Annotated in this window: 27 protein-coding genes; 2 read left to right on the forward strand and 25 right to left on the reverse strand. The window is 62.5% G+C overall.

Annotation, left to right across the window (positions count from 1 at the left end):
* Positions 1-221: 221 nt before the first annotated feature.
* The 21 genes from nagZ to B552_RS0110695 form a co-directional block, all read right to left on the reverse strand.
* On the reverse strand, positions 222-1,271 hold the full coding sequence (nagZ, locus tag B552_RS0110595) for a beta-N-acetylhexosaminidase (protein WP_019448997.1): 1,050 nt from the start codon (positions 1,269-1,271) through the stop codon (positions 222-224).
* A 6-nt stretch (positions 1,272-1,277) separates the two neighbouring features.
* Complete coding sequence (gene acpS / locus B552_RS0110600) at positions 1,278-1,709, reverse strand: holo-ACP synthase (protein WP_019448998.1); 432 nt, start codon at positions 1,707-1,709, stop codon at positions 1,278-1,280.
* Positions 1,706-2,488: a pyridoxine 5'-phosphate synthase gene (pdxJ, locus tag B552_RS0110605; RefSeq protein ID WP_019448999.1), complete on the reverse strand. Its 783-nt coding sequence runs from the start codon at positions 2,486-2,488 to the stop codon at positions 1,706-1,708. Before pdxJ ends, acpS begins: the two co-directional genes overlap by 4 nt.
* A 27-nt stretch (positions 2,489-2,515) precedes the next feature.
* Positions 2,516-3,412, reverse strand: a complete 897-nt coding sequence (gene recO, locus B552_RS0110610; protein WP_035879705.1) for a DNA repair protein RecO — start codon at positions 3,410-3,412, stop codon at positions 2,516-2,518.
* A 5-nt stretch (positions 3,413-3,417) separates the two neighbouring features.
* Positions 3,418-4,356: a GTPase Era gene (era, locus tag B552_RS0110615; RefSeq protein ID WP_019449001.1), complete on the reverse strand. Its 939-nt coding sequence runs from the start codon at positions 4,354-4,356 to the stop codon at positions 3,418-3,420.
* On the reverse strand, positions 4,353-5,123 hold the full coding sequence (gene rnc, locus B552_RS0110620) for a ribonuclease III (RefSeq protein WP_019449002.1): 771 nt from the start codon (positions 5,121-5,123) through the stop codon (positions 4,353-4,355). The genes era and rnc overlap by 4 nt, the downstream gene beginning before the upstream one ends.
* A 7-nt stretch (positions 5,124-5,130) precedes the next feature.
* Positions 5,131-5,520, reverse strand: a complete 390-nt coding sequence (locus B552_RS0110625; protein ID WP_026035529.1) for a DUF4845 domain-containing protein — start codon at positions 5,518-5,520, stop codon at positions 5,131-5,133.
* A gap of 52 nt (positions 5,521-5,572) precedes the next feature.
* The gene (gene lepB, locus B552_RS0110630) at positions 5,573-6,472 is read right to left on the reverse strand and encodes a signal peptidase I (protein WP_019449004.1); all 900 of its coding nucleotides are present in this window, start codon (positions 6,470-6,472) and stop codon (positions 5,573-5,575) included.
* Between the two features lie 45 nt (positions 6,473-6,517).
* Positions 6,518-8,311 carry a translation elongation factor 4 gene (lepA, locus tag B552_RS0110635; protein WP_019449005.1) on the reverse strand — a complete coding sequence of 598 codons (1,794 nt, stop codon included), beginning with the start codon at positions 8,309-8,311 and terminating at the stop codon, positions 6,518-6,520.
* Between the two features lie 241 nt (positions 8,312-8,552).
* Complete coding sequence (locus tag B552_RS0110640) at positions 8,553-10,061, reverse strand: DegQ family serine endoprotease (protein WP_019449006.1); 1,509 nt, start codon at positions 10,059-10,061, stop codon at positions 8,553-8,555.
* Positions 10,062-10,190: 129 nt separating this feature from the next.
* Positions 10,191-11,276: a MucB/RseB C-terminal domain-containing protein gene (locus B552_RS0110645; RefSeq protein ID WP_026035530.1), complete on the reverse strand. Its 1,086-nt coding sequence runs from the start codon at positions 11,274-11,276 to the stop codon at positions 10,191-10,193.
* A gap of 8 nt (positions 11,277-11,284) precedes the next feature.
* Positions 11,285-11,941, reverse strand: a complete 657-nt coding sequence (locus B552_RS0110650; RefSeq protein WP_026035531.1) for an RseA family anti-sigma factor — start codon at positions 11,939-11,941, stop codon at positions 11,285-11,287.
* Between the two features lie 151 nt (positions 11,942-12,092).
* Positions 12,093-12,692 carry an RNA polymerase sigma factor RpoE gene (gene rpoE / locus B552_RS0110655; RefSeq protein WP_019449009.1) on the reverse strand — a complete coding sequence of 200 codons (600 nt, stop codon included), beginning with the start codon at positions 12,690-12,692 and terminating at the stop codon, positions 12,093-12,095.
* Between the two features lie 255 nt (positions 12,693-12,947).
* Positions 12,948-14,180, reverse strand: coding sequence for a beta-ketoacyl-ACP synthase II (gene fabF, locus B552_RS0110660; RefSeq protein WP_019449010.1), 1,233 nt, complete (start codon positions 14,178-14,180; stop codon positions 12,948-12,950).
* 208 nt (positions 14,181-14,388) lie between these two features.
* Positions 14,389-14,628 carry an acyl carrier protein gene (gene acpP / locus B552_RS0110665; RefSeq protein WP_008644813.1) on the reverse strand — a complete coding sequence of 80 codons (240 nt, stop codon included), beginning with the start codon at positions 14,626-14,628 and terminating at the stop codon, positions 14,389-14,391.
* A gap of 169 nt (positions 14,629-14,797) precedes the next feature.
* Entirely contained in the window at positions 14,798-15,547 is a 750-nt protein-coding gene (fabG, locus tag B552_RS0110670) for a 3-oxoacyl-ACP reductase FabG (RefSeq protein WP_019449011.1), read from the reverse strand.
* Between the two features lie 20 nt (positions 15,548-15,567).
* A complete protein-coding gene (fabD, locus tag B552_RS0110675; protein ID WP_019449012.1) occupies positions 15,568-16,503 on the reverse strand; it encodes an ACP S-malonyltransferase in 936 nt (311 codons plus the stop codon).
* 73 nt (positions 16,504-16,576) lie between these two features.
* Positions 16,577-17,557, reverse strand: coding sequence for a beta-ketoacyl-ACP synthase III (locus B552_RS0110680; RefSeq protein ID WP_019449013.1), 981 nt, complete (start codon positions 17,555-17,557; stop codon positions 16,577-16,579).
* A gap of 80 nt (positions 17,558-17,637) precedes the next feature.
* A complete protein-coding gene (gene plsX / locus B552_RS0110685; protein WP_019449014.1) occupies positions 17,638-18,717 on the reverse strand; it encodes a phosphate acyltransferase PlsX in 1,080 nt (359 codons plus the stop codon).
* A gap of 192 nt (positions 18,718-18,909) precedes the next feature.
* On the reverse strand, positions 18,910-19,089 hold the full coding sequence (gene rpmF, locus B552_RS0110690) for a 50S ribosomal protein L32 (protein WP_019449015.1): 180 nt from the start codon (positions 19,087-19,089) through the stop codon (positions 18,910-18,912).
* Between the two features lie 122 nt (positions 19,090-19,211).
* On the reverse strand, positions 19,212-19,829 hold the full coding sequence (locus B552_RS0110695; protein WP_019449016.1) for a DUF177 domain-containing protein: 618 nt from the start codon (positions 19,827-19,829) through the stop codon (positions 19,212-19,214).
* Between the two features lie 170 nt (positions 19,830-19,999).
* Here B552_RS0110695 and B552_RS0110700 point away from each other — a divergent pair, with 170 nt between their 5' ends.
* Both B552_RS0110700 and B552_RS0110705 read left to right on the forward strand, forming a co-directional pair.
* The gene (locus tag B552_RS0110700; RefSeq protein ID WP_019449017.1) at positions 20,000-20,602 is read left to right on the forward strand and encodes a Maf-like protein; all 603 of its coding nucleotides are present in this window, start codon (positions 20,000-20,002) and stop codon (positions 20,600-20,602) included.
* A gap of 3 nt (positions 20,603-20,605) precedes the next feature.
* Positions 20,606-21,337, forward strand: a complete 732-nt coding sequence (locus B552_RS0110705) for an SAM-dependent methyltransferase (protein WP_019449018.1) — start codon at positions 20,606-20,608, stop codon at positions 21,335-21,337.
* Between the two features lie 52 nt (positions 21,338-21,389).
* Here the strand turns inward: B552_RS0110705 and B552_RS0110710 are convergent, their stop codons facing one another.
* The 4 genes from B552_RS0110710 to B552_RS0110725 are packed head-to-tail and all read right to left on the reverse strand — an operon-like array spanning position 21,390 to position 24,665.
* Positions 21,390-22,535: a S49 family peptidase gene (locus tag B552_RS0110710; protein ID WP_019449019.1), complete on the reverse strand. Its 1,146-nt coding sequence runs from the start codon at positions 22,533-22,535 to the stop codon at positions 21,390-21,392.
* 42 nt (positions 22,536-22,577) lie between these two features.
* The gene (locus B552_RS0110715) at positions 22,578-22,961 is read right to left on the reverse strand and encodes a Rieske 2Fe-2S domain-containing protein (RefSeq protein ID WP_026035533.1); all 384 of its coding nucleotides are present in this window, start codon (positions 22,959-22,961) and stop codon (positions 22,578-22,580) included.
* Positions 22,954-23,613 (reverse strand): HAD-IA family hydrolase, encoded by a 660-nt coding sequence (locus tag B552_RS0110720; protein ID WP_019449021.1) that lies wholly within the window; start codon positions 23,611-23,613, stop codon positions 22,954-22,956. The genes B552_RS0110715 and B552_RS0110720 overlap by 8 nt, the downstream gene beginning before the upstream one ends.
* Positions 23,614-23,654: 41 nt before the next feature.
* A complete protein-coding gene (locus tag B552_RS0110725) occupies positions 23,655-24,665 on the reverse strand; it encodes an RluA family pseudouridine synthase (protein ID WP_026035534.1) in 1,011 nt (336 codons plus the stop codon).
* Positions 24,666-25,032: the final 367 nt, after the last annotated feature.

Raw genomic sequence — 25,032 nt, forward strand, 5'->3', positions numbered from 1 at the left:
CACTCGTAGGGCAAATGCTGGCCGAGCCGACCGAAGTCGCACGGTAGCTGGGCTTCCAGGAGATAGTTGAGGTGAGCGGATAACACGGCGCCGCAAAGTTAACACTGCGGCTCACGGTTTACAACCGCTTCTGCGCTAAAAATGAAAAATGCCGTTCAGCCTTAACTGAACGGCATTACAGCTTCGGCTGCCTTTTTTGTTGCCCGCCGATCGCCAGCGGTTTACTTGATCAGTTCCAGTTCCTTGAGCTGACGCAGCGCCGCGCGATACTCGGCTTCCTGCTGCAGCTTGTTCCAGTCCAGCGGCCTACGGCGGCCAAACAGCTTGCGGATGCGCCGTTGCGATACCTTGCTGCCTGCCACATCGAGTTCGCCCAGCAACTGGTCCGCGCGTTCCGGGTGGTTGCAGATCAGCACCATGTCGCAGCCCGCCTCAAGCGCGGCACGCGCGGCCTGCGTAACGGTACCGGCCACGCTGGCGCCCTCCATGCTGAGGTCGTCGCTGAAGATCACACCCTCAAAGCCAAGCTGGGTGCGCAGGATATCCTGCAGCCAGAAGCGCGAGAAACCGGCTGGGTTCGGATCGACCTTCGGGTAGATCACGTGGGCGGGCATCACGGACGCCAGCGCCTGTCCCATCCAGTCGTACGGCCGTGCGTCCTGCGACAGGATCTCTTCGAGCGTGCGCTCGTCAACCGGCACCGCCACGTGCGAATCGGCTTCGACATGGCCGTGGCCCGGGAAGTGCTTGCCGCAGTTGGCCATGCCGGCCAGCAGCAGGCCATGGGTCAAGTGATTGGCCAGCATGGTCACGACGCGCGGATCGGCATGGAATGCGCGATCGCCAATCACGCCGCTACGGCCGTAGTCCAGATCGAGCACCGGCGTAAAGCTCAGGTCGATATCGCAGGCACGCAACTCGGCGGCCAGCACATAGCCGCAGGCGATCGCCGCCTTGGTGGCCACCAGCACATCACGATCCCACAGCTCGCCGAGCCGGGACATCGCCGGCAGGTGCGTAAAGCCATCTGTCTTTGCGCGTTGCACGCGGCCGCCTTCATGGTCGATGCAGATCAGCACATCGTCACGGACATCGCGAATTGCCCGCGTCAGCGCCACCAGTTGCGCGCGTGACTCGAAGTTGCGCGCGAACAGGATCACACCGCCCGTCAACGGATGCGCGATGCGACGCTCATCATCGGCCGTCAGCGCCTTGCCTACCACATCGAGCACTACCGGACCCGGCCGCTTGCCGGACACTTTCTTGTTCATATTGATTCAGTTCGAAGCAGGTTCGGATTGCGGGCCAGTCGGCTGACCGGTCCGCTCGGCGATCGCAAACGCGACCGCATAGTCATGTTCGTCACTGACACTGACACGGATCGCCAGGCCACGTTCCCGCACCCAGTCCGCCAGTTCGCCAGTGCATTGCGGCGTGGGCTCGCCCGACGGCAGGTTCAGCAATTCCATCGCGCGCCATGTCATTGGCCAGCGCATACCAAGGCCGATCGCTTTCGAGAATGCTTCCTTCGCGGCAAAGCGCGTGGCCAGGAAGGCCAGACCGCGCTTCTCGGAGCGCGCCTTGCGTGCGTGATAGATCTTCAGTTCGCGCGGCCCGAGCACTTTCTCGGCAAAGCGGCCGCGCGTGCGTTCCATCACGCCCTGCACGCGGTCGATCTGGATGATGTCGGTGCCGACGCCGTAGATCACGCCGGCTGACCCGGTACGGGGTAACGCGTGCCAAGCCGCGCAGCCACCATGATGGCCTTCATCTCGCGCACGGCGTTCTGCCAGCCGACGAACACCGCATGCGCGACGATCGCATGGCCGATGTTCAGTTCCTTGATGCCGGGCAGCGCCGCAATCGGCTGCACGTTCGTGTAGTGCAGGCCGTGGCCGGCGTTGACGATCAGGCCGTGCTTCTGCCCTGCCTCCACGCCCTCGGCCACACGACGGAACTCCGCAGCCTGCTCGTCAGGGGTGTGTGCATCCGCGTAACGGCCGGTATGGATCTCGATCACGGGCGCCTTGCACGCGGCCGCTGCAGCAATCTGAACCGGGTCCGCATCAATGAACAGCGAGACGCGGATGCCGGCATCGGCAAGCTGACGGCACGCGGCGCTGACCTGCTCGAAATGACCCGCCACGTCCAGACCACCCTCGGTAGTCACTTCCTCGCGCTTCTCGGGCACCAGGCAGACATCTTGCGGTTTGATCTCGCAGGCAATATCGAGCATCTCGGACGTGATCGCGCATTCAAGGTTCATGCGCGTGGCCAGCTTCGGCCGCAGCGCACGCACATCGGCATCGCGAATGTGGCGGCGGTCCTCGCGCAGATGCAGCGTAATCAGGTCCGCGCCGGCCTCTTCGGCCTGCAGCGCCGCCTGGATCGGATCGGGATAGACCGTGCCGCGCGCGTTGCGCAGCGTGGCGACATGGTCGATGTTGACGCCAAGGTCGATAACACCGGGGTTCGCGTGGAAGATCATGCCGGCTTGCTCAGAAAAATTGGGGGATCAAAGGTACTGCAGATCGATCAGGATCTGGCGCGTTTTCAGCGGCGCGCCCTGCAGATAATAATGCAGCAGAAACCGCATCAGCGCACGGCTTTGCAATCCGGTCTGCGCGCGCGAGTAGTCGTCCTGCGCCATATCGAGCAAGGTCTGGCCCGACACCACTGGCCAGCTCGATGGGTCGCTTGCCTGAGCGCGCCGCACGCCGCGTTCGGGCTGGTAGACGTAGTCGATACCGGGCAGCACGCGCTCGCCCGAAGTGATGCACTGGTCGAACGCCACGGCGAACCCCGTTTCCTGCAGCAGTACACGCTCGAAGCTGCGCAACACGAAGCTGGCCGGCTCGCCATGCGAAAGGCGCGTCAGCGTCACCATGTAATGGCGGAACAGTGCCGGATGCGCGTCTTCGCGCGGGCAGAACCGCAGCAGCAGTTCGTTCAGGTAAAAGCCGGAAAGCAGCGCATCGCCGGCCAGCGGCAGCATGCCGCCGACGTACTCGGCCTTGGTCAGCGTCTTGACCTCGCCGCGCCCGCTCCAGGACAGCGCAATCGGATGAAAATGCTGAAGCACCGCGCGCAGCGCCGAATGCGGGCGCTTGGCGCCTTTCGCGACCATCGCCACGCGGCCGTGATCGCGCGTGAATACATCCAGGACAAGGCTGGTTTCGCGATAGGGATGCGCGTGCAGCACGAAGCCTGCTTCGCTGGTAACGCGCAACTCCGACCGTGCGGGCACGATGCGCATCGCGCGGTCCATCATTTCGCGGCCGGCTGCCACTGCCGGGCTGACCGCCGCGCTCATGGCCGGGACCGCGCCCGACCCCAGCAACTCGGCAGCCTCCTCGGCAATCGGATCGGCGCTGCGCGTACGCGACGAAGCGGCGCGGCGCACGTCAGGCATCTTGCTCACTCGTAGCCGTAGGCGCGCAGTCCGGCTTCGTTATCGGCCCAGCCGCTCTTGACCTTGATCCACATCTCCAGGTAGACCTTGCCATCGAACAGCTTCTCCATGTCGAGGCGTGCCTCGGTGGATATCTGCTTGAGCTTGCTGCCCTTGTTCCCGATGATCATCGCCTTGTGCGCATCGCGTTCGACCAGGATCGTCGCGAAGACCCGGCGCAGGCGCCCTTCGGTCTCGAACTTGTCGATCACCACGGTGCTCGTGTACGGCAACTCGTCGCCGGTCCAGCGAAACACCTTTTCGCGGATGATCTCCGCAGCCAGGAAGCGCTCGCTGCGATCGGTCATCGCGTCCACGTCGTACATTGGCTCGCCTTCCGGCAGGTACGGACGGATGATCGCCAGCAGACGCTCGATGTGATCGCGCGTCTTGGCGGACATCGGCACCACTTCCGCAAACGGGAAGCGCTGCCCCATCTGCTCCAGGAACGGCATCATCACTTCGTAGCGGCCTTCGCCGATACGGTCGAGCTTGTTGCAGACCAGCAGCACCGGGACGTTCTTCGGCAACAGCGACAGCACCTTTTCGTCGTCGGCACCGAAATAGCCGGCCTCGACGACAAACAGCACGACATCGACAGATGACAGCGTCGACGTGACCGCGCGATTCAGCGAACGGTTCAGCGCGCTGGCATGCCGGGTCTGGAAACCCGGCGTGTCGGCGAACACATACTGGGCGTCGTCCGTGGTCTGGATACCAACGATGCGATGCCGCGTGGTTTGCGCCTTGCGTGACGTGATGCTGATCTTCTGGCCGACCAGCGCGTTCATCAGCGTGGACTTGCCAACATTTGGACGGCCAACGATGGCCACCGTGCCGCAGCGAAATACCGCGGCGCCGGACGGGTCCGCCGCATCCTGCTGCGGAGGGAGAGAATCGGTCATTCCTTCAACCTGAGAGACAACTGGGGATCTGGCGGCGCAGGCTGCTTGCGCGTCTTGCCCGTACGCTCGGCACGGCTGCGCTTGAGCAGCTGCGGCACCAGTTTCTGAACTTCGTCGAGCGCAAGCTTGGCTGCAGCCTGTTCGGCGGCACGGCGCGACGCGCCTGTACCGAACACGCGTACCTCCAGTTTAGGCACGATGCATTCGACTTCAAATTGCTGGCTGTGCGCCGCACCGTGCGTGGCGATGACGTTGTACTGTGGCAGGGCAATCTTGTGGCCCTGCAGATACTCCTGGAGCAGCGTCTTGGCGTCCTTGCCCAGCGTGCGCGGGTCCACCTGCTCCAGAATGGGGATATACAGCTTGCGGATCAGCGCGCGTGCCGCGTCGAAACCCGCATCGAGGAATACGGCGCCGACGATGGCCTCGAGCGCATCGGCAAGGATCGAAGGGCGGCGGAACCCGCCGCTCTTGAGTTCGCCCTCACCCAGCCGCAACGCATCGGAAAGCTGTAGCATCTGTGCAATCTCGTATAGCGCCTGCTGCTTGACCAGATTGGCGCGCACACGGGAAAGATCGCCCTCGTCGAGCTTGCCGAACATGCCAAAGAGCATATCGGCCACCGCGCAGTTCAGCACCGAGTCGCCCAGGAACTCAAGGCGCTCATTGTGCTGGGCGCTATGGCTGCGATGCGTGAGCGCCTGCTGCAGCAATTCGGGCTTGCTGAATCGGTAGCCGAGACGTTGCTGCAAGGCGTCGAGGGTCATGTGGTTACTACGTTCCCGAATAGGTAATCAAAAAGCTCAACGGACCGTAGATTGGCACTTCGGTCCGGTACTCGAAACCGATCGAGCGAATCCGGCCACCTTCATCCTCGGTGATGTCCAGATCGTCGCCCTTGATCGAAGTAATGCGATCTATATAGGCCTGCTTGTTGAAATTGGCGATGGCGTCCGCCCGATTGCTCGAGGTGTCCATGGCGTACTTGGCCGCTCGCTTGACGGAAAAATACTCCAGCAGACTGGGAATCGTCTTCATCGCAGGCAGCGCCACCGCTCCCACGATAATGATGACAACCAGAAGCGATCCCAACGAGAACCCGCGTGATTTTCGAATCACACCAACGCGAGCACTTCCCCCAAAACCCAAAAGCTTTTGACCCATGTTGCGCTTCCCTCTTATTGAGTGTCTTGCGCCGCGCAAAGCCGCCAGTTCGTTATTTGAACGACCCTACGCGTCCGAAATTACCCAGATTCATCCAGATCATGAACGCCTTGCCGACGATGTTCTGGTCCGGCACGAAACCCCAGTATCTGGAATCCAGGCTGTTATCCCGGTTGTCACCCATTACAAAATAGTGACCTTCCGGCACTTTACACGTCACACCCTGCTGATTGTAAGTGCAGTTCTCGCGGAACGGAAAATCCGGATCCGCGCCAGCCACGAAGGCCGGGCGATCGGTGTCGTTGAGAATGCCATGCTCGGGGCCGCCCGGCAGCTTTTCGACGAAATGCTTCGAGTATGCCAGGCGCTCCTCATCGAGATAATCAGGCAAGGCGCTGTAATCGGCCGGCTTGCCATTGATGGTCAGCGTCTTGTTCTCGTACTTCACCACGTCGCCGGGAACGCCGATCACGCGCTTGATGTAGTCGAGCGACTCATCCTTCGGATAGCGGAACACCATGACATCGCCGCGTTGCGGCTCGCCCACGTTGATGATCTTCTTGTTCACCACCGGCAGGCGAATACCGTAGTCATACTTGTTGACGAGGATGAAGTCGCCGATCAGCAGCGTGGGGATCATCGATCCGGACGGGATCTTGAACGGTTCCACCACGAACGATCGCAGCACGAATACGGCCAGGATCACAGGGAAGAAGCTCGCCGAGTACTCGAGCCACCAAGGCTGGCGCAACTTTTCCTCGGCCAGCTTGGCGCGCGATTTGTCCAGATCGGACGCACCCTGCATGGCTTGCATGTCGGTACGCCGTGCGTCGAACTCGGCAAGCGCAAGCTGCGCTACGCTGCGGCGCTGGCGTTCGAACACCAGCTTGTCCGCGACCCAGGCAATGCCCGTAATGACCACCAGCACAAAAAGGATCAGTGCAAAATTCATGACGGCTTCGAGTGATGTCGATGTCTTGTTATGGCTTGGATGCGTTTACTTGTCGTCCACCTGCAGGATGGCCAGGAACGCCTCCTGCGGGATCTCGACGGTGCCCACCTGCTTCATCCGCTTCTTGCCTGCTTTCTGCTTTTCCAGCAGCTTCTTCTTTCGGGAAATATCACCGCCGTAGCACTTGGCCAGCACGTTCTTGCGCAGCGCCTTGACGTTCTCACGCGCAATGATGTTGGAGCCGATCGCGGCCTGGATGGCAACGTCGTACATCTGGCGCGGAATGATCTCACGCATCTTGGCAGCCACTTCGCGGCCGCGGTATTGCGAATTCGAACGGTGCACGATCACGGACAGCGCGTCGACCTTGTCGCTGTTGATCAGGATATCGACCTTGACCACATCCGACTGGCGATATTCCTTGAACTCGTAGTCCATCGACGCATAACCGCGCGACACCGATTTCAGCCGGTCGAAGAAGTCCATCACGATCTCCGCCATCGGGATCTCGTAGGTGAGCTGCACCTGCTTGCCGTGGTAACTCATGTTGATCTGGTTGCCACGCTTCTGCGTGCACAGCGTGATCACCGAGCCGACATAGTCTTGCGGCATGTACAGGTTGACCGTGACGATCGGTTCGAGAATGGCCTCGATCCGACTCGGATCGGGCATCTTGGCCGGGTTCTCGACGGTCACCATGGAACCGTCACGGAGCTGAACCTGGTAGACCACGGTCGGCGCGGTCGTGATCAGGTCCATGTCGAATTCACGCTCCAGGCGTTCCTGCACGATTTCCATGTGCAGCAGGCCCAGGAAGCCGCAGCGGAAGCCGAAGCCGAGTGCCTGCGAGACTTCCGGCTCGAACTGCAGCGATGCGTCGTTCAGGCGCAGCTTTTCCAGCGATTCGCGCAGCGCTTCGTACTGGTTCGACTCCACGGGATACAGGCCCGCGAACACCTGCGGCTTGACTTCCTTGAAGCCTGGCAGCGGCGCTTCGGCGCGGCGATTCGTGGTGGTGATCGTGTCGCCAACCTTGGCAGCCTTCAGTTCCTTGATGCCGGCGATCACAAAGCCTACCTGCCCGGCCGTCAGTTCGTCACGCTGAACCGACTTCGGCGAGAACACACCGACCTGCTCCACCAGGTGCTGGGCGCCGGTGGCCATCAGCAGGATCTTGTCCTTGGTGCGCAGCGTGCCGTTGACAACGCGCACGAGCATCACTACGCCCACGTAGTTGTCGAACCACGAGTCGATGATCAGTGCCTGCAGCGGCGCGGCGGGATCGCCCTTGGGCGGCGGAACCTTGGCGATCAGCGCCTCGATCACGTCCTCCACGCCCTGCCCGGTCTTGGCGGAACAGGGGGTTGCGTCGCTCGCATCGATGCCGATGACGTCTTCGATTTCCTGCTTCGCGTTGTCGGGATCGGCCTGCGGCAGGTCGATCTTGTTGAGAACGGGCACCACTTCCACGCCGAGTTCGATGGCGGTGTAGCAGTTCGCCACGGTCTGCGCTTCCACGCCCTGCGAGGCGTCGACCACAAGCAGCGCACCTTCACATGCCGACAGCGAGCGGCTGACTTCGTAGCTGAAGTCGACGTGTCCCGGCGTATCGATCAGGTTCAGGTTATAGACCTTGCCGTCACGCGCCTGGTAGCTCAACGCGGCCGTCTGGGCCTTGATGGTGATGCCGCGCTCTTTCTCGATGTCCATCGAATCGAGCACCTGCGCTTCCATCTCGCGATCGGACAGCCCGCCACAGCGCTGAATGATCCGGTCGGCCAGGGTGGATTTGCCGTGGTCGATGTGGGCAATGATCGAGAAATTACGAATATGGTCCATCTAACGTTCTGGGAAGCACCGGCGCGGCCCAGGTGGGTCAGTCGGGCGCAGGAGCTGGAAAAAGGTGGGACGCGCAACGCGCGCCGATCCGGGATTTTACAGGATTTTCAAGGACTTCCGTCCGCGAAATGATCGGGGCCGTGCCTCCTGCAGCCCCACCGGAATGCAGCTTGACGCACCCATCAAAAAAAGATCGCGCCGGAGGTTGTCCGGCGCGATCTCTTGGCTTCGGCCAGAAGCGTCAGCGCGCCTGTGTCGGACGCAGCGTCAGCACCTGGGTGGCATCGCCGCGCCGCACGAATACGGCAGCCATCTTGTTCTTGTCCAGGCCCTTGACGAGTTCGTTGAACTGTTTCGAGCCGGTCACGTCCGTATCGCCGAGCCGCAGGATGATGTCGCCCGGACGAATTCCGGCGCGCGCGGCGGGGCCGTCCGCCGTATCGACCTCGACACCCGACTTGACCTTGAGCTCACGCAGGCGCGCCTCGGGGATATCGTTGACGATCAGCCCAAGCGCGTTCGGCTTCGGCGCCGGGGCGACGTCCTCGCCACTGCCATTGCGCTTGTCGCCACGCCGGGACGCGGTGCGCGCATTATCCGGCTCGAGTTCGGTCACGGTAATCATCACCTCGCGCGACTGCCCCTTGCGCCACACCTGCATCGGTACGCGCGCGCCGGGCTTGGTATCGCCGACCATGCGCGGCAGGTCCGAAGCCTTTTCGATATCGCGGCCGTTGTACTTCAGGATGATGTCGCCAGGCTCGATGCCCGCCTTCTCGGCCGGACCGCCAGGCTCGACGCTGCCAACCAGGGCGCCACGCGCGCGGCCCAGGCCGAGCGAATCCGCCACTTCCTTGGTCACATCGCCAATAGCCACTGCAATGCGGCCGCGCGTCACCTTGCCCGTCGCCTTCAGTTGCTCGGTCACGCGCATGGCCTCGTCGATCGGAATTGCAAACGAGATGCCCATGTAACCGCCACTACGGCTGTAGATCTGGGAATTGATACCGATGACTTCGCCACGCAGGTTGATCAGCGGGCCGCCCGAGTTGCCAGGGTTCACCGCCACGTCGGTCTGGATGAACGGCAGGTAGTCGCCGGTATCACGGCCCTTGGCCGAAACGATACCCGCGGTCACGCTGTTGTCGAGACCGAACGGCGAGCCGATCGCCAGCACCCATTCGCCCGGGCGGATCTTGTCCGAGTCACCAAGCGGCAGACGGGGCAGACCCGTCGCATCGATCTTGAGGAGCGCCACGTCCGTACGCTTGTCCGAGCCAATCAGCTTGGCCTTGAATTCGCGCTTGTCCGGCAAGGTCACGTAGATGGTATCGGCGTCGGCCACCACGTGGGCGTTGGTCATGACATAGCCGTCCTGGCTGATGATGAAGCCCGAACCAACACCACGACTCTGTTCTTCGCCCTGCCCCTGGCCTTGGCCTTGACCTTGCGGAGGCTGGCCGCGGCGCGGCGGGGTAGGCATGCCCGGCATCGGCACGCCGAAGAAGCGGCGGAAGAATTCCGCCATTTCGTCATCGTCGGGAGAATTGCCGCCGCGGGAGCGCACACGCTCCGTGGTGCGAATATTCACAACCGCCGGGCTAGCCTTTTCGACCAGATCGGTAAAGTCAGGCAGGTTGTAGTTCTGGGCAGCCGCCTGGGCATGCCCCAATTCGGAAACAGCCGGACCGAACACGAGCATGGCCACCATGACCACGACCCGCGCCAGGGCTGGGGATCTGGAAATCATCGACAAAACTCCCGGAGATCAGCGAGAAACGGATGCTTCGCAGCACATGAAACCGGGGACGCCTGCGAAGCGCACTGCCTGGCGGGCCGGTACGAGACTGCTGCCTCGTCGCCGGCACACCAGTTTCGCTCAGTGTACCGCCGCCTTGGGGGGGCGGTACTCCACGCCGGCCGCAAACTGCCTCACCGTTGCAGCCGGCACCTCGCCGACCACGGTGATCCAGAAATCGGCCACACGACGCACCACTACCTGCGTGGCACCGAGCGACGCCACGCCTTCGCGGCGGGCGCGTTGTTCGGAAACGGGCTCGATAAAGATCGAAAGGCCCGTCAGGCCATCGCTGTAGACGACCTGCAATACCTCGAAGACCTGCTCGGATTTGCTGTTGCCAGGCGTCGGCGCATGCAGCTCGCCTAGCGGACGCCGCACTTCACGAATTTTCTGGAAACCCTTGAGGGAGGTATTGATCGTCCAACCTTCGTCGGCAATATTCGCCGACTGGTAGGTAACCTCGTAGTGGTTCCAGGAACTGGCACCCTTGATTGCATTCAGGATGCGCTGCTTTTCCGACGGCACACCGATATCGACCTGCGAGAACGCCACCTGCTCGAGCACCTTCCCGGCCTCGCCGATCGTCTGTGCCCGCATCAGCAGACCAGAGTTTCTGTCCGCCCACAGGCGCACGGCATAGCGCGCTGCGTCATGCGGCTCGAGGGAGAACACCTCGCACTCGACACCGGCCACACGCTCGGCGGGCAGTTTGTGCATGTCATAGAGATCAAGCACGTCGCTCTTGTTCGTGGCCAGCAGCGCAGGGAAGCGATCCTTCGCCTCCTGCTTCTCCACCACGACGAGTTTGGCTTCCGGGATCAGGCTGTGCACCACGTCATTCTGGCGTAGCACCTCACGCGGCTTGCCGTCGAGCGTTTCCAGCCGTTCGTACTCGTTGTGCGCGAGATCGCTGTAATGCTGGATGCGCGAAGCATGGATGACGCTGCCGCGCTGATAGATCAGCGTTCCGACATAGTTTTCGCGCTGCGCTGCACGATGGATCTTGTTCAGCCACGCCGTGGCGTCGCGGCGGTTCAGCGTATTGTCAGACGGCTGCGCAGTCGCGGCAGCAGCGGTCAGACACAAGGCCAGAAAAAAGGACCTGCGCAGGCCCTTCTTTCCGTGTACGCCCGCTACATTGGCGAGCGACGGTCCTTTATGCATGTCCGGCATTATTCCTGCGAATTGTCCTGAGAGAAATTGGCACCATTGGCCACCGTGCGCATGGTCGGCACAAAGGCGTCCGTTGCAACCGATGTGCGATGGGCGCGCAGGTATTCGTCCAGGCGAGGATCGCGAATCATCTGGGTATTGTCAGCCGAGACCGCGACGATCGAGCCGCCTGCGGCCGGGGCAGTGGCACTGGCCTTTACTGGCGCGCCAGGCTGCTGCTCGACCCGAGCGACCACGGCATCGGGAGCACCAACGTCACCCGGGCCGCGCATCTGCGGCACCACGACCCAGCTCACCGCAGCCACGGCCGCGGCAATGGCCGTACCGGGCACCACGCGGCGCACCCAGGAAGGACGTACCAGCAGTCGATGACGACCGGCAGCCGCCACGGCCGGGACCAGCACGTGCGGTTCTGCTTCCAGATGTACGGAGAAACGGGAGAGAAAGGCTTCGGTCGAGCCAGAGTGCGTCAGCTCTTCAGAGCGCAGCGAGTCGCCGATCAACTGGTACATCGACCAGTCCGCCATTCCCGCGTTGCCCTTGGCAAGGCCAAGCGCTGTGTCGATATCGTGCGGCGCCAGCTCGCCGTCCATCAATGCGGAGATCTGCTCCGCGGCTTCCATCACATGAACCGACTGCTTATGAGCCTGACCCATTTCCAACCCCAAGAAATTCCATTGAACACCGATAAATCCCGTCACTACCGCTTGTCGTTTATCGATGCAGGAATAGGCTGCAACGCTGGCTGCACGACATTCATAACGCGAAAAACGCGAGACGCCAGCACCAACAACTTGTCAGCGTCTCTTACCACCTCTTGCCCTCTGCCGTTCCCAGCAGCGGGCGCAACTTTTCGGCGATCGCTTCGCGCGCCCGGAAAATCCGCGAGCGCACCGTACCGATCGGACACCCCATCGCCTCCGCGATCTCCTCATAGCTGAGGCCTTCGATCTCGCGCAGCGTGATGGCGGTGCGCAATTCCTCCGGCAAAGCTTCCATCGCCCGGTTCACCGTATCGGCTACCTGGCGCGTGTGGAGCATCGACTCCGGCGTATTGATATCCCTTAGTTGTTCACCGTCCGCAAAAGTTTCAGCCTCTTCAGCATCGATATCGCTGGACGCTTCCGGCCGCCGACCCTGGGTGGCAAGGTAGTTCTTGGCGGTGTTTACGGCGATCCGGTACAGCCACGTGTAGAAAGCGGAGTCGCCCCGGAACTGGGGCAGAGCGCGGTATGCCTTGATAAAGGCATCCTGCGCCACATCCTCAACTTCCGCGGGGTCCCGGACAAGGCGAGAGATCAGGCGAATGATCTTGCGGTGGTACTTGGTCACCAGCAATTCAAATGCCCGTTTGTCGCCCTGCTGGACGCGTTCAACTAGAAGCTGATCGGCTTCGCGTTCGCTCACGTATGGTTCACCTGCTGCAGTGTATCTCTTGGTTTCGTCGTCAATACAAGCGTTGTATTTTACCTACGATTCCGGCGTTATCGCGTGTCGCGAAGCGCATTCTGTGACCACAACTGCGCAAGATGGTTCCAACCCGGCACTCGTGGTTGCACCTGCGTGCAACCCCCAAGGGTGCGGGCAAGGCGGGGGAAAGGCAGAAATGGGACCGGGGCCGTCCGCCATGGACAGGCCCCAAGTCATGCGGAACGCGCGTAATCAAACGCGGCGGAATACAAGCGTACCGTTGGTGCCGCCGAAGCCGAAATTGTTCTTCACGGCCACATCGATCTTCATCTCACGTGCCGTGTTGGCAACGTAGTCCAGGTCGCATTCGGGATCCTGGTTGAAGATGTTGATGGTCGGCGGCGAAACCTGGTTGTGGATCGCCAGAACCGTGAATACCGATTCCAGACCGCCGGCGCCGCCCAGCAGGTGGCCGGTCATCGACTTCGTCGAATTGACCACCATCTTGTAGGCGTGATCGCCGAATGCCAGCTTGACGGCGTCGGTTTCGTTCTTGTCGCCCAGCGGCGTCGAGGTGCCGTGCGCATTGAGGTAGTTGACCTCGTCCGGATTGATGCCAGCATCCTTGATCGCGGCCACCATGCAGCGGCGCGGACCATCGGTGTTCGGGGCAGTCATGTGGAACGCGTCACCGCTCATGCCGAAACCTACCAGTTCGGCATAGATACGCGCGCCGCGCGCCTTGGCCGACTCGTACTCTTCGAGCATCATCACACCGGCACCCTCGCCCAGCACGAAGCCGTCACGATCCTTGTCCCACGGACGCGACGCCGCTGCGGGATCGTCATTGCGCGTGGACAGGGCGCGAGCCGCAGCAAAGCCACCAATACCGAGCGGGGATACCGTCGATTCGGCGCCACCGGCCAGCATGGCATCACAATCACCGGCCTGGATCAGGCGGGCAGCCAGGCCAATGCTGTGCAGGCCCGTCGTGCAAGCCGTCACTGCAGCCAGGTTCGGCCCCTTGAGGCCATGGATGATCGACAGGTGGCCGGAGATCATGTTGATGATCGAACCCGGCACGAAGAACGGCGAAATCCGGCGCGGACCACGTTCGGCCAGCGTCATCTGCGTGTCTTCGATCATCGGCAACCCGCCGATGCCCGAGCCTACCAGCACGCCGATGCGCTCTGCATTGGCCTCGGTAATTTCCAGACCGCTGTCCTTGAGCGCTTGCGAACCCGCCGCAATGCCGAAATGGATAAACGTATCCATATTGCGGGCTTCCTTGGCCGGGATGTAATCCTCGGCATTGAAGCCCTTCACTTCGCCAGCAAAATGTACTGCAAACGGCGAGTGATCGAATTTGGTAATGGTGGCGATGCCGGACTTGCCGGCAACCAGGTTGGCCCAGCCTTCGGCAACCGTGTTTCCGACCGGAGACACAAGGCCAAGCCCAGTGACGACGACGCGACGACGGCTCACTATATTTTCCTACGAGTGCGTGAAGCGGAATTGGATTGATTCACGATCTCGCCTGTTCTGCCGCCAGGCGTTTGCCTGCGGGCCAAACGGGTCAAGATCATTCCGATTCTGCTTCGTCGAACAGACGAAAGCCACAGAAAACAGCATGACGGGACCATGATGGTCCCATCGATCTGCCTTCTGTGGCTCGGAATGCGAAGACGACGGCTTAGGCCTTGACGTGCGCGGTGGCGTAGTCGATGGCTTGTTGCACGGTCGTGATCTTTTCGGCTTCCTCATCGGGAATTTCCATGCCGAATTCATCTTCCAACGCCATCACGAGTTCAACCGTGTCCAGCGAGTCCGCACCGAGATCGTTCACGAACGACGATTCGTTCTTGATGTCTGCCTCGGCCACGCCAAGCTGCTCAGCAACGATTTTCTTGACGCGTTGTTCGATATTGTCCATGTAACCCTCCAGGGAAGTTCGACAAAAAGTGGGCGCATTTTAGCAGGTTTGGACCACAAAAAATCCGCCTGCCAATCTTTGCAAGAAACGCACCCGTTTGGTTTGAAAAACAACAGCTTCGTCCGGCTTTTTCAGGCTTCTCCCTCGAAACCGAAACCGAACGACATCATCAGTTCATGTACATCCCGCCGTTCACGTGCAGCGTAGTGCCCGTGATGTAGGCTGCCTGCGGACCGGCCAGGAATGCCACCGCATTGGCGATGTCTTCCGGCTGGCCGAGACGACCCAGCGGAATCCGGGTCTTCAGCGCCGCATGCTGCTCTTCCGACAACACCTTGGTCATGTCGGTATCGATAAAACCGGGTGCCACGCAGTTGACGGTAACGTTGCGGCTGCCGATTTCGGCCGCCAGCGCACGGGTCATGCCCTCCACGCCGGCCTTGGCCGCCGCGTAGTTCATCTGACCCGGGTTGCCCGTGGAGCCGACCACCGAAGTGATATTGATGATGCGGCCTCCGCGGGCCTTCATCATCGGACGCAGCACGGCACGCGCCAGACGGAACACGGCGGTCAGGTTCGTGTCGATGACTGCGCTCCAGTCCTCGTCCTTCATGCGCATGGCCAACTGGTCCTGGGTGATGCCAGCATTGTTCACCAGCACGTTCAGACCGCCATGGGCCTTGATGATCTCGTCGATCACGGCCTCGCAGCGGGCGGGATCGTTCACGTTCAGCACCACGCCGCTGCCCTTCAGGCCTTCACCGGACAGATACTCGGCGATCCCGGCCGCGCCAGCTTCGCTCGTGGCGGTACCAATCACCGTGGCGCCCTGCCGCGCGAGTTCCAGCGCGATGGCACGGCCGATGCCGCGCGAGGCGCCGGTCACCAGCGCGACCTGATTTTCGAGAGTCTTGCTCATGTTGCGTTTGTTCCTTGGTCTTACTTCAGCAGCGCCAGCGTTTCCTGCAGCGACGCCGGATCAAAGATTGCACCACCAACGAGGTTGCCGTCGATGCGCTTGGTCATACCGGCCAGCACTTTACCCGGACCGCATTCGATTACATGGGTCACGCCTTCGGCGGCAATCTTCTGCACGCACTCGACCCAGCGCACTGGCGCAGCGGCCTGGCGGACCAGCGCATCCTTGATTTGCGCGGGATCATTGACGATCGCCACGTCGACGTTGTTCACGAGCGGGATTGCCGGGGCCGAGAACGCAAGACCGGCCATGCGCTCGCGCAGGCGATCCGACGCCGGCTTGAGCAGCGACGAATGGAACGGCGCCGAAACCGGCAGCGGCAGCGCGCGCTTGGCGCCCTTCGCCTTGGCGATTTCGCAAGCTTTCTCTACGGCAGCCTTGTTGCCGGCGATCACTACCTGCGACGGCGCATTGAAGTTGACGGCCTCGACCACGCCTGCGCCTGCCGCAGCGGCTTCGGCGCACGCGGCACGCACGTCGTCATCGGACAGCCCCAGGATCGCGGCCATGCCGCCCTCGCCAACCGGCACGGCTTCCTGCATCGCCTGCGCGCGGAATCGCACCAGCGGCACGGCGTCGGCAAACGGAATCACGCCTGCAGCCACGAGCGCCGAGTACTCGCCCAGGCTGTGGCCTGCCACGAGGGCCGGCGCCGGACCACCGGCTTCCAGCCAGGCGCGATACACGGCCACGGCGGCCGTCAGCATCACCGGCTGCGTGTTGGTGGTCAGGTTCAGTTCTTCGGCCGGGCCTTCGGCAATCAGCTTGCCGATATCCTGGCCCAGCGCCGTCGAGGCTTCCTCGAGCGTGGCGCGTACTACCGGGTTTTCGGCGAATGCGTTGAGCATGCCGACCGACTGCGAACCCTGTCCGGGGAATACGAATGCGAATTTCATCTGAAATCCAGTCCTAGCAGTTCATCTTTCAAGCCGGCGCGCCGCGCATCCACGCGAGCGCGCCGGCCGCATATTACATGCGCAGCAGCACCGCGCCCCAGGTGAAGCCGCCGCCAACGCCTTCCATCAGCACGGTCTGGCCCGGCTTGATGCGGCCATCGCGCACCGCAACGTCCAGCGCCAGCGGAATCGACGCTGCGGAAGTATTGCCGTGCTCGTGCACGGTGGCGACCATGCGCTCCGCCGGCAGGCCGAGCTTCTTGGCCGTGCCTTGCATGATGCGGATATTGGCCTGGTGCGGAATCAGCCAGTCGATCTCGCTGGCCTGCATCTCGGCGGCCGAGATCGCTTCGCGCGCCACCTTGTCGAGCACGGTGACCGCCAGCTTGAATACGGCCTGGCCATCCATGCGCAGGAACGCATTGCCGGTAATCGCGCCGCCGGACACGTTTCCGGGCACGCAGAGGATGTCCACGTGGTTGCCGTCCGAATGCATTGCCGACGACAGGATGCCCGGCTCATCCGAAGCGGTCAGCACCACGGCGCCCGCACCGTCGCCGAACAGCACGCAGGTGGTGCGATCGGTGAAATCGAGGATGCGCGAGAACACCTCGGAACCGATCACGAGCACGTTCTTGTGCGAGCCGCTGCGGATGAACTTGTCCGCCGTCGCCATCGCATAGACGAAACCCGAGCACACGGCCTGCAGGTCGAATGCCGCGCAATGGTTGGTGATGCCGAGCTTCTGCTGCACGAGGCAGGCGGCGCTCGGGAATACGTAGTCGGGCGTCGAGGTGGCAACGATGATCAGGTCGATGTCCTGACGGTCGATGCCTGCCGCGGCGATCGCCTGCTCGGCCGCCTTGACGGCCAGATCGCTGGACGTGACGTCGGGCTCGGCCCAGTGCCGCGCCGAGATGCCACTGCGCGAGACGATCCACTCGTCGCTGGTCTCAATGCCTTTCTCGGCAAGCTGGGCTGCCAGCTCGTCATTCGTGACGCGCCGCGGAGGCAGGTAGCTCCCCGTACCGATGATTTTTGCGTACTTGGTCATGTCGTGTCGGATCGTGATGATCGCCAGGCCGCCCCCCCGTGCGGGCGCGTCGGCTGCCCGCAGTCGGCAAGCGAGTGGCCTCAGGCGGCGCGAGTATCGGGATGTGGGTCGGGTGCGTCTGTCTCCGGGCCGCCAGTCGGGCCGCCTGCGGCGCCTGACTTGTGGGCGAAGGCCCTTGCTATGCGTTCGATGACGCCGTTTCTGGCGGCATCATACCCGCGTTTTATCGCCCACTCAAAAGAATGGGCGTCGGCCGAGCCGTGGCTCTTGATCACCAGCCCGCGCAGGCCCAGCAGCGAGGCGCCGTTGTAACGGGCCGGATCGAGCCGGCGCGCCAGGCGCGACAGCACGGGCATGGCCACCGCCGCCAGCAGCTTGGTGAACCACGAACGCGTGAATTCTTCCTTGATCATGCTGCCGATCATCTTGGCCAGGCCTTCGGTGCTCTTGAGCGCCACATTTCCGACGAAGCCGTCGCAGACGACGATGTCGGTCGTACCCTTGAAGATGTCGTTGCCTTCCACGTTGCCGTAGAAGTTGAGCTCGGAAGCGCGCAGCAGTTCGCCGGCGGCCTTGACCACCTCGTTACCCTTGATCACTTCCTCGCCGATATTGAGCAGCCCTACCGTCGGGTGCTCCTTGTGATCCACGACAGACACCATGGCCTCGGCCATGCGTGCGAACTGCAGCAGGTGCCCGGGCTCGCAATCGGCATTCGCACCCAGGTCCAGCACCGTGGTGCCCCAGCCCTGCTCGTTGGGAATCGTCGTGGCAATTGCCGGACGCTCGATGCCTTCAAGCGTCTTGAGCACATAGCGCGATACCGCCATCAGCGCGCCGGTGTTGCCGGCCGAGATGCAGGCATCGGCCTTGCCTTCCTTGACCTGCGTGGCAGCCACGCGCATCGAGGAATCCTTCTTCTTGCGCAGCGCCACTTCCACCGGGTCATCCATTGTGATGACCTCGGTCGCGGCCACGACCGTCACGCGCGGATGATCCGTTGCATGCAGCTTCTTGAGCTGCGCGCCGATGGCGTCGGGCAAGCCGACCAGGATCATCTCGGCGTCGTCGTGACTGGAAAGAAAACTGATCGCCGCCGGCACCGTCACGGATACACCGTGATCGCCGCCCATGCAGTCGATAGCGAGTTTGATCGTCATTGTTTCCTGATACGGAAAGCGCGCCGGCACCCGCCGCCTCGGTTCGCGGGGGCGCAATCAGCCGGACGCGCGAATACGCTGCCGTGCGGGCGCCGAGCGCCCAACAAAAAAGCGGCAACGAGCTTGCCGCTTTCCTGTTTTACACCTGACAACGTGCGCGAGCGAGACACAGGGTCACGCCAGACGACCTGGTCAGTCGTTCTTGGTCTTGATGACCTTGCGACCACGGTAGTAGCCGTTCGGGCTGATGTGGTGACGCAGGTGGGTTTCGCCCGTGGTCGGTTCGACGGCCAGCGGCGCGGCCGACAGGTGATCGTGCGAACGGTGCATGCCGCGCTTGGACGGCGACTTTTTGTTCTGTTGAACAGCCATGATGACTCCTTCGAGAATTTTGCGATATTAACACACGCATCCTGCGCAAGGCGTAGCCGGGGCCCGGCCGGATGCTTTACCAGCTACCAGAAAGACTACTGGCGACGCCGCCCCATGCGGCGTCAGTGCTTCGTCTTCAGGCCGGCCAGCGCCGCGAAGGGCGATGGCCGCTTTTCTTCTTCGGGTGCAGCCTCAGGCTCCACCTCGCCGTCTGCGCCGGTCACGAGCGACTCGTGTACCGCGGGGCAGACTTCATGCTTCGGTGCTGTCGGCAATGCCAGCAGCACTTCATCTTCAATCAGTTCCAGCGCCGAGAATTTCTTCGATCCGACGATCACATCGGTCTCGTCATCATCCATCGGTGCCGCATCGGCAGCCGCTTCACTGGCTACCACTTCAAAACGCATGCTCGTGGCGATCGGTTCGGGATACACCCCAAGGCAGCGCTGGCAATCCAGCCAGACACGGCCATCGACCGTCACATCCAGGAACATCCGCTGCGAAACGGGTGCACCGGGCGCCACGGCTTCCTCGCGGACGAAGCCAGCCACCGTGAAGTGGAACGTCTCGTCCGGGGCCGCCGCTGGCGCATCCGCGGCCGTCTCGGCTAAGATGCGCGGCAAATCGCGCATGGCCACATCCCCCGCCGCGTTGCCGCCCTTGCGACAGAAGGCGAAAAGATCGGTTTCGCGCAGATCGAATGCCCCGGCGGACGCCGCAGGCTGGGTCAGCTGACTCATACTGGCTGAATCGCTCAAAATGCCTTGTCTGCCACACAAATCCCGGCATCGAGCGTGCCTGTGCGGCTAAAACGCGCGATTATACGTTGAAAACTGCGGAGCGGTCAAAGTATACACGCCGTATACCATTCGCCACACCCGCCGCCATACCTTCCAATCAGATCCACAACATGTCTTTCGATGCCCGCCCTGCCCTGATCCTCGGGTCGAGCTCCCCCTATCGGCGCGAACTGCTCACGCGCCTGCACATCCCTTTCGAAGTCGCCACGCCGGATATCGACGAGACGCCGCTTGCCGGCGAGCGTCCCGCCGACACGGCGCTGCGCCTGTCCCGCCTCAAGGCCGAGGCGATCGCAACACGCCACCCCGGCGCACTGGTCATCGGCTCCGATCAGGTTTGCACGCTCGGCGACGACCAGCAGATCGGCAAACCCGGTTCGCACGAAAAAGCGCTGGCGCAGCTTCAGCTAATGCGCGGCAAAACGGTCACATTTCATTCGGCCCTCTGCCTGCTCGACAGCCGCACCGGCGAAGCCCAGGTTGCAGATATCCAGACGCGAGCCACGTTCCGCGACCTGTCCGATGCCGAACTGGACGCCTACCTGCGTCTTGAAACCCCCTACGATTGCGCTGGCAGCGCCAAGGCCGAAGGGCTTGGCATCGCGTTATTGTCGCGCGTCGAATCCGATGACCCCACCGCACTGATCGGCCTGCCGCTGATCGCACTGACCAGCATGCTGCGCCACGCCGGCTATCCGTTCTTTGGAGCCTGATCGATGGCTGGCACCCTCTACCTGATTCCCAATACGCTGGGCAAACGCGACGAATTCGATCCGGTCATGGATGTGATCCCCGTCGGCGTGCAGCAGGTTGCAGCGCGGCTCGACTACCTCGTCGCCGAAAACGCCAAGACCGCGCGCGCGTTCCTGAAGAAGCTGAGCGAAACGGCCCCGCTGGCCCATCCGATCCAGCAGATCGAAATTCGCGAATTGAACATCAATACGCGTGCCGAGGCGCTGGCTGCGCTGCTGGACCCGATTGCCGCTGGCCACGACGGAGGGCTGCTGTCCGAGGCCGGCGTGCCGGCCGTTGCGGACCCCGGTGCCGACCTGGTGCGTCTGGCGCATTCCCGCGGGATCACAGTGCGCCCGCTGGTTGGCCCAAGTTCGATCCTGCTGGCGGTGATGGGCTCAGGCCTGAACGGCCAGAGCTTCGCCTTCAATGGCTACCTGCCCGTCGACACCGATGCCCGCGCGCAGAAGCTGCGCGAGCTTGAACAGCGCTCACGCAAGGCGCAGCAAACCCAGGTGTGGATCGAAACGCCCTACCGAAACGGCGCGCTGCTGGACGCGCTGCGCCAGCACTGCTCGGGCACGACGCTGCTGTCGATCGCCGTCGACCTGACGCTGCCGACGGAGACCATCGTCACTCAGCCAATTTCGGCCTGGCGCCCGGACCGGCTGGAACTGCACAAACGGCCGGCAATCTTCTCCCTGCTGGCCCAATAACGACAAAGGCCCCCGTGAAAACCGGGGGCCTTTGCGTTTGCTGCCTGCCGCGTTATCGCACCGACGGCACGCTGGCACTCATCAGCATCACCTTCATCGCCGCCGATCCCGCTGCGGCGCCAAAGCGCTTGGCCACGCGCTCGGCAATGTTTTCCTTGACCGTGTAATCGACAATGTCCTCGGCCTTGAACAGGTCGCGCGCCACGTAGTCAGCGCTGCCCAAGCCATCGGCCAGCCCCAGTTCCACGGCACGCTCACCGGACCAGAACAGGCCGGAGAACAGTTCGGGGTCGCTCTTGAGCCGATCGCCGCGCCCTTCCTTCACCACGTTGATGAATTGCTGGTGAATTTCCTTGAGCATGGCCTCGGCATAGCCCTTCTGGCGCGGCACTTCCGGCGAGAACGGATCGAGCATGCCCTTGTTGGCGCCAGACGTGTACAGGCGACGCTGGACACCGACCTTGTCCATCAGGCCCGTGAAGCCGAAGCCATCCATCAGCACGCCAATCGAGCCAACGATGCTCGCCTTGTCGACATAGATCTTGTCAGCCGCGGCGGCCACGTAATAGCCGCCGGAAGCGCAGATCTCCTCGACCACAACATAGAACGGCTTGTCCGGATACAGCTTGCGCAGGCGATGGATCTCGTCGTTGATGATGCCGGCCTGCACAGGCGAGCCGCCCGGCGAATTGATCTTCAGGATCACGCCGGCTGCGGACGTATCGGCGAAGGCTGCCTGCAGAGACGCATTGATCGAATCGGCGCTGGCCGGCGTGCCGGCGGCAATCTCGCCATCGAGCGTGACCATCGCCGTGTGACGGCCGGACGTGGAGGTCAGCACGTCGCCCTTGAAGTCGATCGCCGCATAGAGAATCAGGGCGATGATGGCGAGACCGACAAACCTGAAGAAGATCTTCCAGCGCCGTGCCGCGCGCTGCTCGCGCAGGCTGGCCATCAGCACCTTCTCGAGCACGTCGCGCTCCCAGCTTCCGCCGGCACTGGCCCCGCCGACAGGACCACCCTTGCCGGCCATGCGGGCACGGCGCTCGTCGGCTTCACGCCGCGTGGCTTCGTCGCCAGCCTGCAACTCGCGCTCCAGCGGATAGTCTGCCTGCTTCGCCGTTTCGAGCTTGCCGCTGTCGTCAGGACGATCCTGCGGTTGACCCGGTTCGTTCGGCGGATTTTGCTGTTCTGTCATGCGAATGGACTCGGTAAAGTCAGGTGACCGCCTGGCTCCGCCTTATTCGGTGCCGGACGGGAAAAATGGTGGCTCGGGCAGCCAGAACACCGCGCCCTCGCGCTCCTCGATCCGGAGTTTCGCCAGCGCGGCGCCCCGGCAAGGGCCGCCTACGCAAAGGCCGGTGTCAGGCGCGTAGGTCGCGCCATGAGTAGCGCACATCAAGTATAAGCCCGCACTATCGAAAAACTGGCCTTCTTGCCAGTCGAGTTCCATCGGCACGTGGGCGCACTGGTTCAGGTAGCCATGCGCGGCACCTTCGTATCGCACGACGAAGGCGCCAATCTCGCGCGATCCGAACCGGACCGCGAAGCGGATACCCACGCCGCCCTCGACAAGCGCGTCGGCCGCACACAGGCGTTGCGGCTCCATCCCGGTATCAGGCATGCGCGAGCAGCCACTGCTGCAGATCTGCAATCGAGCTGGCGCAATGCACTGGCGACAGTGCCAGCAACGATTCCTCCGGATGCGCGCCATAGGACACGCCCAGACCATGTGCGCCCGCGTTGATGGCCATCTGGAGATCGTGGGTCGTATCGCCAACCATCACGGTGCGCCCGACGTCCTGCCCAAGCTCGCGCGTCAGTTCATGCAACATCGCCGGATGAGGTTTCGAGAACGTCTCATCGGCGCAACGCGTGGCATCGAACAGCTTGCCGAGGCCGGTCGTTGCCAGTGCGCGCTCCAGGCCAACGCGCGTCTTGCCGGTGGCCACGCCCAGGAAGTAATGCTCCGCATGCAGCGCCTCAAGCATTTCGCGCACGCCGGGGAACAGCACGAGTTCGGCATCCCGCGTCAGGAAATGGAAGCGGTAGCGTTCCGCCAGCCGGGGGTAGTCGGCCGGATCGAGCGTCGGCACTGCGTACGAGAGCGCATCTTTCAGGCCGAGTCCGATCACATGGCTGGCCGCACTGTCATCGGGAACCGGCAGGCCCAGGTCACGGCTGGCCAACTGTATACATTTGGCGATGGTGGGCGTGGAATCCATCAGGGTTCCATCCCAGTCGAAAACGATCAGATCGAAGCGCTGCCTGGCCATTGCGGTCCTTGGTTGATGCCTTGAGTGTGGTTGCGCCCGGGTCAGTCCGTGGCGCGGGCTTGCCGCCCCTGCCGCAATTGTTGCAGAAATTCAACACATTCGGCGGGCAGCGGCGCCGACACCGTAATCGGTGCGCCAGTGCCCGGGTGAGTGAGCGTGAGCCGATGTGCATGCAGAAACATGCGCTTGAGCCCCGGTTTCACACCGCTGCGTGAAAGTGCCTTGTTGAGCGCAAAATCGCCGTACTTGTCGTCGCCGACAATCGGGAAGCCAGTCGATTGCAGATGCACGCGAATCTGGTGCGTCCGTCCGGTCTTCAGCTCGGCCTCGAGCAAGGTGTAGCCATCGAAGGCTTCGACACGGTTGAAGACGGTATGCGACGGCAAACCATCCGCCTGCACGCGCACACGGCGCTCGCCATCCGCGGTGCTGTATTTATATAGAGGCAGCTTTACGTGCTGCCGGGCATTGGGAAACTCGCCCGATACGCACGCGAAATAGCGCTTGTCCATGCCATTGCCACGGATCTGCTCGTGCAGATGGACCAGCGCGGAGCGTTTCTTTGCCAGCACCAGAACGCCAGACGTTTCGCGATCCAGCCGATGGACCAGCTCCAGGAACTTCGCCTCGGGCCTGGCGCGGCGCAATTGCTCGATCACGCCGAAGGCAACACCCGACCCGCCATGCACGGCCACGCCGGCAGGCTTGTCGATAATCAGCAGGTGGGCGTCCTCGAACAGCACCGGAAAATCGGCCGCCGGCACGAAACCGCTGGCTTCGGCAGGCTTTTCCGCCACTCGGATCGGCGGAATGCGGATGACGTCTCCAATCTGCAGGCGATATGTCGCATCGACGCGGCCCTTGTTGACACGCACCTCGCCCGACCGCAGCACACGGTAAATGTGGCTCTTGGGCACGCCTTTGGCGATCTTGAGCAGGAAGTTGTCGATGCGCTGCCCTTCGGAACTCTCGTCGACCGTCACATACGCCACCTGGGCGCCACTCGGGCGCGAGCGCGGCTCCATTTCAATTTGATGGCGTAACTCATTCATTTTCAATATAATTTCCCGGCCGTTACCGGCTAAAGACCGGTAACGCACGACCTGTGTAAGCAAGGTTTGGCGCGAACCCTGATTGTCCTGCCCGATTTACCAGCCTTTTTTGTGGCGCATCGGCAAGGAATATGCGGGCCACCCGACACATTGTCTTGGGTAGTCCCACCAGTATCCGCGCGAGATTTCGCATTTTACACTTCGGGTTGCCGCCAACCCGGCCTGTCTCCCGCATGTTGCGTACCCCGCGCGGCGCCAGACAGGCAAATGGTGGCAATCAGCAGCACGCACGCGCCGCGCCGGCGCGCAGGAAGTTGCCCATAGGCAACTTCGGCTTTCAGCCGGCCGACACGTGGGAACTGAGTGT

The sequence above is a fragment of the Cupriavidus sp. BIS7 genome, assembly GCF_000292345.1.
GTDB lineage: Bacteria > Pseudomonadota > Gammaproteobacteria > Burkholderiales > Burkholderiaceae > Cupriavidus.

Excerpts from the sequence above, each read along its gene's own strand:
- nagZ (WP_019448997.1), bottom strand. The coding sequence starts at position 1,271 with ATGAACAAGAAAGTGTCCGGCAAGCGGCCGGGTCCGGTAGTGCTCGAT.
- pdxJ (WP_019448999.1), bottom strand. The coding sequence starts at position 2,488 with ATGATCTTCCACGCGAACCCCGGTGTTATCGACCTTGGCGTCAACATC.
- recO (WP_035879705.1), bottom strand. The coding sequence starts at position 3,412 with ATGCCTGACGTGCGCCGCGCCGCTTCGTCGCGTACGCGCAGCGCCGAT.
- era (WP_019449001.1), bottom strand. The coding sequence starts at position 4,356 with ATGACCGATTCTCTCCCTCCGCAGCAGGATGCGGCGGACCCGTCCGGC.
- rnc (WP_019449002.1), bottom strand. The coding sequence starts at position 5,123 with ATGACCCTCGACGCCTTGCAGCAACGTCTCGGCTACCGATTCAGCAAG.
- B552_RS0110625 (WP_026035529.1), bottom strand. The coding sequence starts at position 5,520 with ATGGGTCAAAAGCTTTTGGGTTTTGGGGGAAGTGCTCGCGTTGGTGTG.
- lepB (WP_019449004.1), bottom strand. The coding sequence starts at position 6,472 with ATGAATTTTGCACTGATCCTTTTTGTGCTGGTGGTCATTACGGGCATT.
- lepA (WP_019449005.1), bottom strand. The coding sequence starts at position 8,311 with ATGGACCATATTCGTAATTTCTCGATCATTGCCCACATCGACCACGGC.
- B552_RS0110640 (WP_019449006.1), bottom strand. The coding sequence starts at position 10,061 with ATGATTTCCAGATCCCCAGCCCTGGCGCGGGTCGTGGTCATGGTGGCC.
- B552_RS0110645 (WP_026035530.1), bottom strand. The coding sequence starts at position 11,276 with ATGCATAAAGGACCGTCGCTCGCCAATGTAGCGGGCGTACACGGAAAG.
- B552_RS0110650 (WP_026035531.1), bottom strand. The coding sequence starts at position 11,941 with ATGGGTCAGGCTCATAAGCAGTCGGTTCATGTGATGGAAGCCGCGGAG.
- acpP (WP_008644813.1), bottom strand. The coding sequence starts at position 14,628 with ATGGACAATATCGAACAACGCGTCAAGAAAATCGTTGCTGAGCAGCTT.
- fabG (WP_019449011.1), bottom strand. The coding sequence starts at position 15,547 with ATGAGCAAGACTCTCGAAAATCAGGTCGCGCTGGTGACCGGCGCCTCG.
- fabD (WP_019449012.1), bottom strand. The coding sequence starts at position 16,503 with ATGAAATTCGCATTCGTATTCCCCGGACAGGGTTCGCAGTCGGTCGGC.
- B552_RS0110680 (WP_019449013.1), bottom strand. The coding sequence starts at position 17,557 with ATGACCAAGTACGCAAAAATCATCGGTACGGGGAGCTACCTGCCTCCG.
- plsX (WP_019449014.1), bottom strand. The coding sequence starts at position 18,717 with ATGACGATCAAACTCGCTATCGACTGCATGGGCGGCGATCACGGTGTA.
- rpmF (WP_019449015.1), bottom strand. The coding sequence starts at position 19,089 with ATGGCTGTTCAACAGAACAAAAAGTCGCCGTCCAAGCGCGGCATGCAC.
- B552_RS0110695 (WP_019449016.1), bottom strand. The coding sequence starts at position 19,829 with ATGAGTCAGCTGACCCAGCCTGCGGCGTCCGCCGGGGCATTCGATCTG.
- B552_RS0110700 (WP_019449017.1), top strand. The coding sequence starts at position 20,000 with ATGTCTTTCGATGCCCGCCCTGCCCTGATCCTCGGGTCGAGCTCCCCC.
- B552_RS0110705 (WP_019449018.1), top strand. The coding sequence starts at position 20,606 with ATGGCTGGCACCCTCTACCTGATTCCCAATACGCTGGGCAAACGCGAC.
- B552_RS0110710 (WP_019449019.1), bottom strand. The coding sequence starts at position 22,535 with ATGACAGAACAGCAAAATCCGCCGAACGAACCGGGTCAACCGCAGGAT.
- B552_RS0110715 (WP_026035533.1), bottom strand. The coding sequence starts at position 22,961 with ATGCCTGATACCGGGATGGAGCCGCAACGCCTGTGTGCGGCCGACGCG.
- B552_RS0110720 (WP_019449021.1), bottom strand. The coding sequence starts at position 23,613 with ATGGCCAGGCAGCGCTTCGATCTGATCGTTTTCGACTGGGATGGAACC.
- B552_RS0110725 (WP_026035534.1), bottom strand. The coding sequence starts at position 24,665 with ATGAATGAGTTACGCCATCAAATTGAAATGGAGCCGCGCTCGCGCCCG.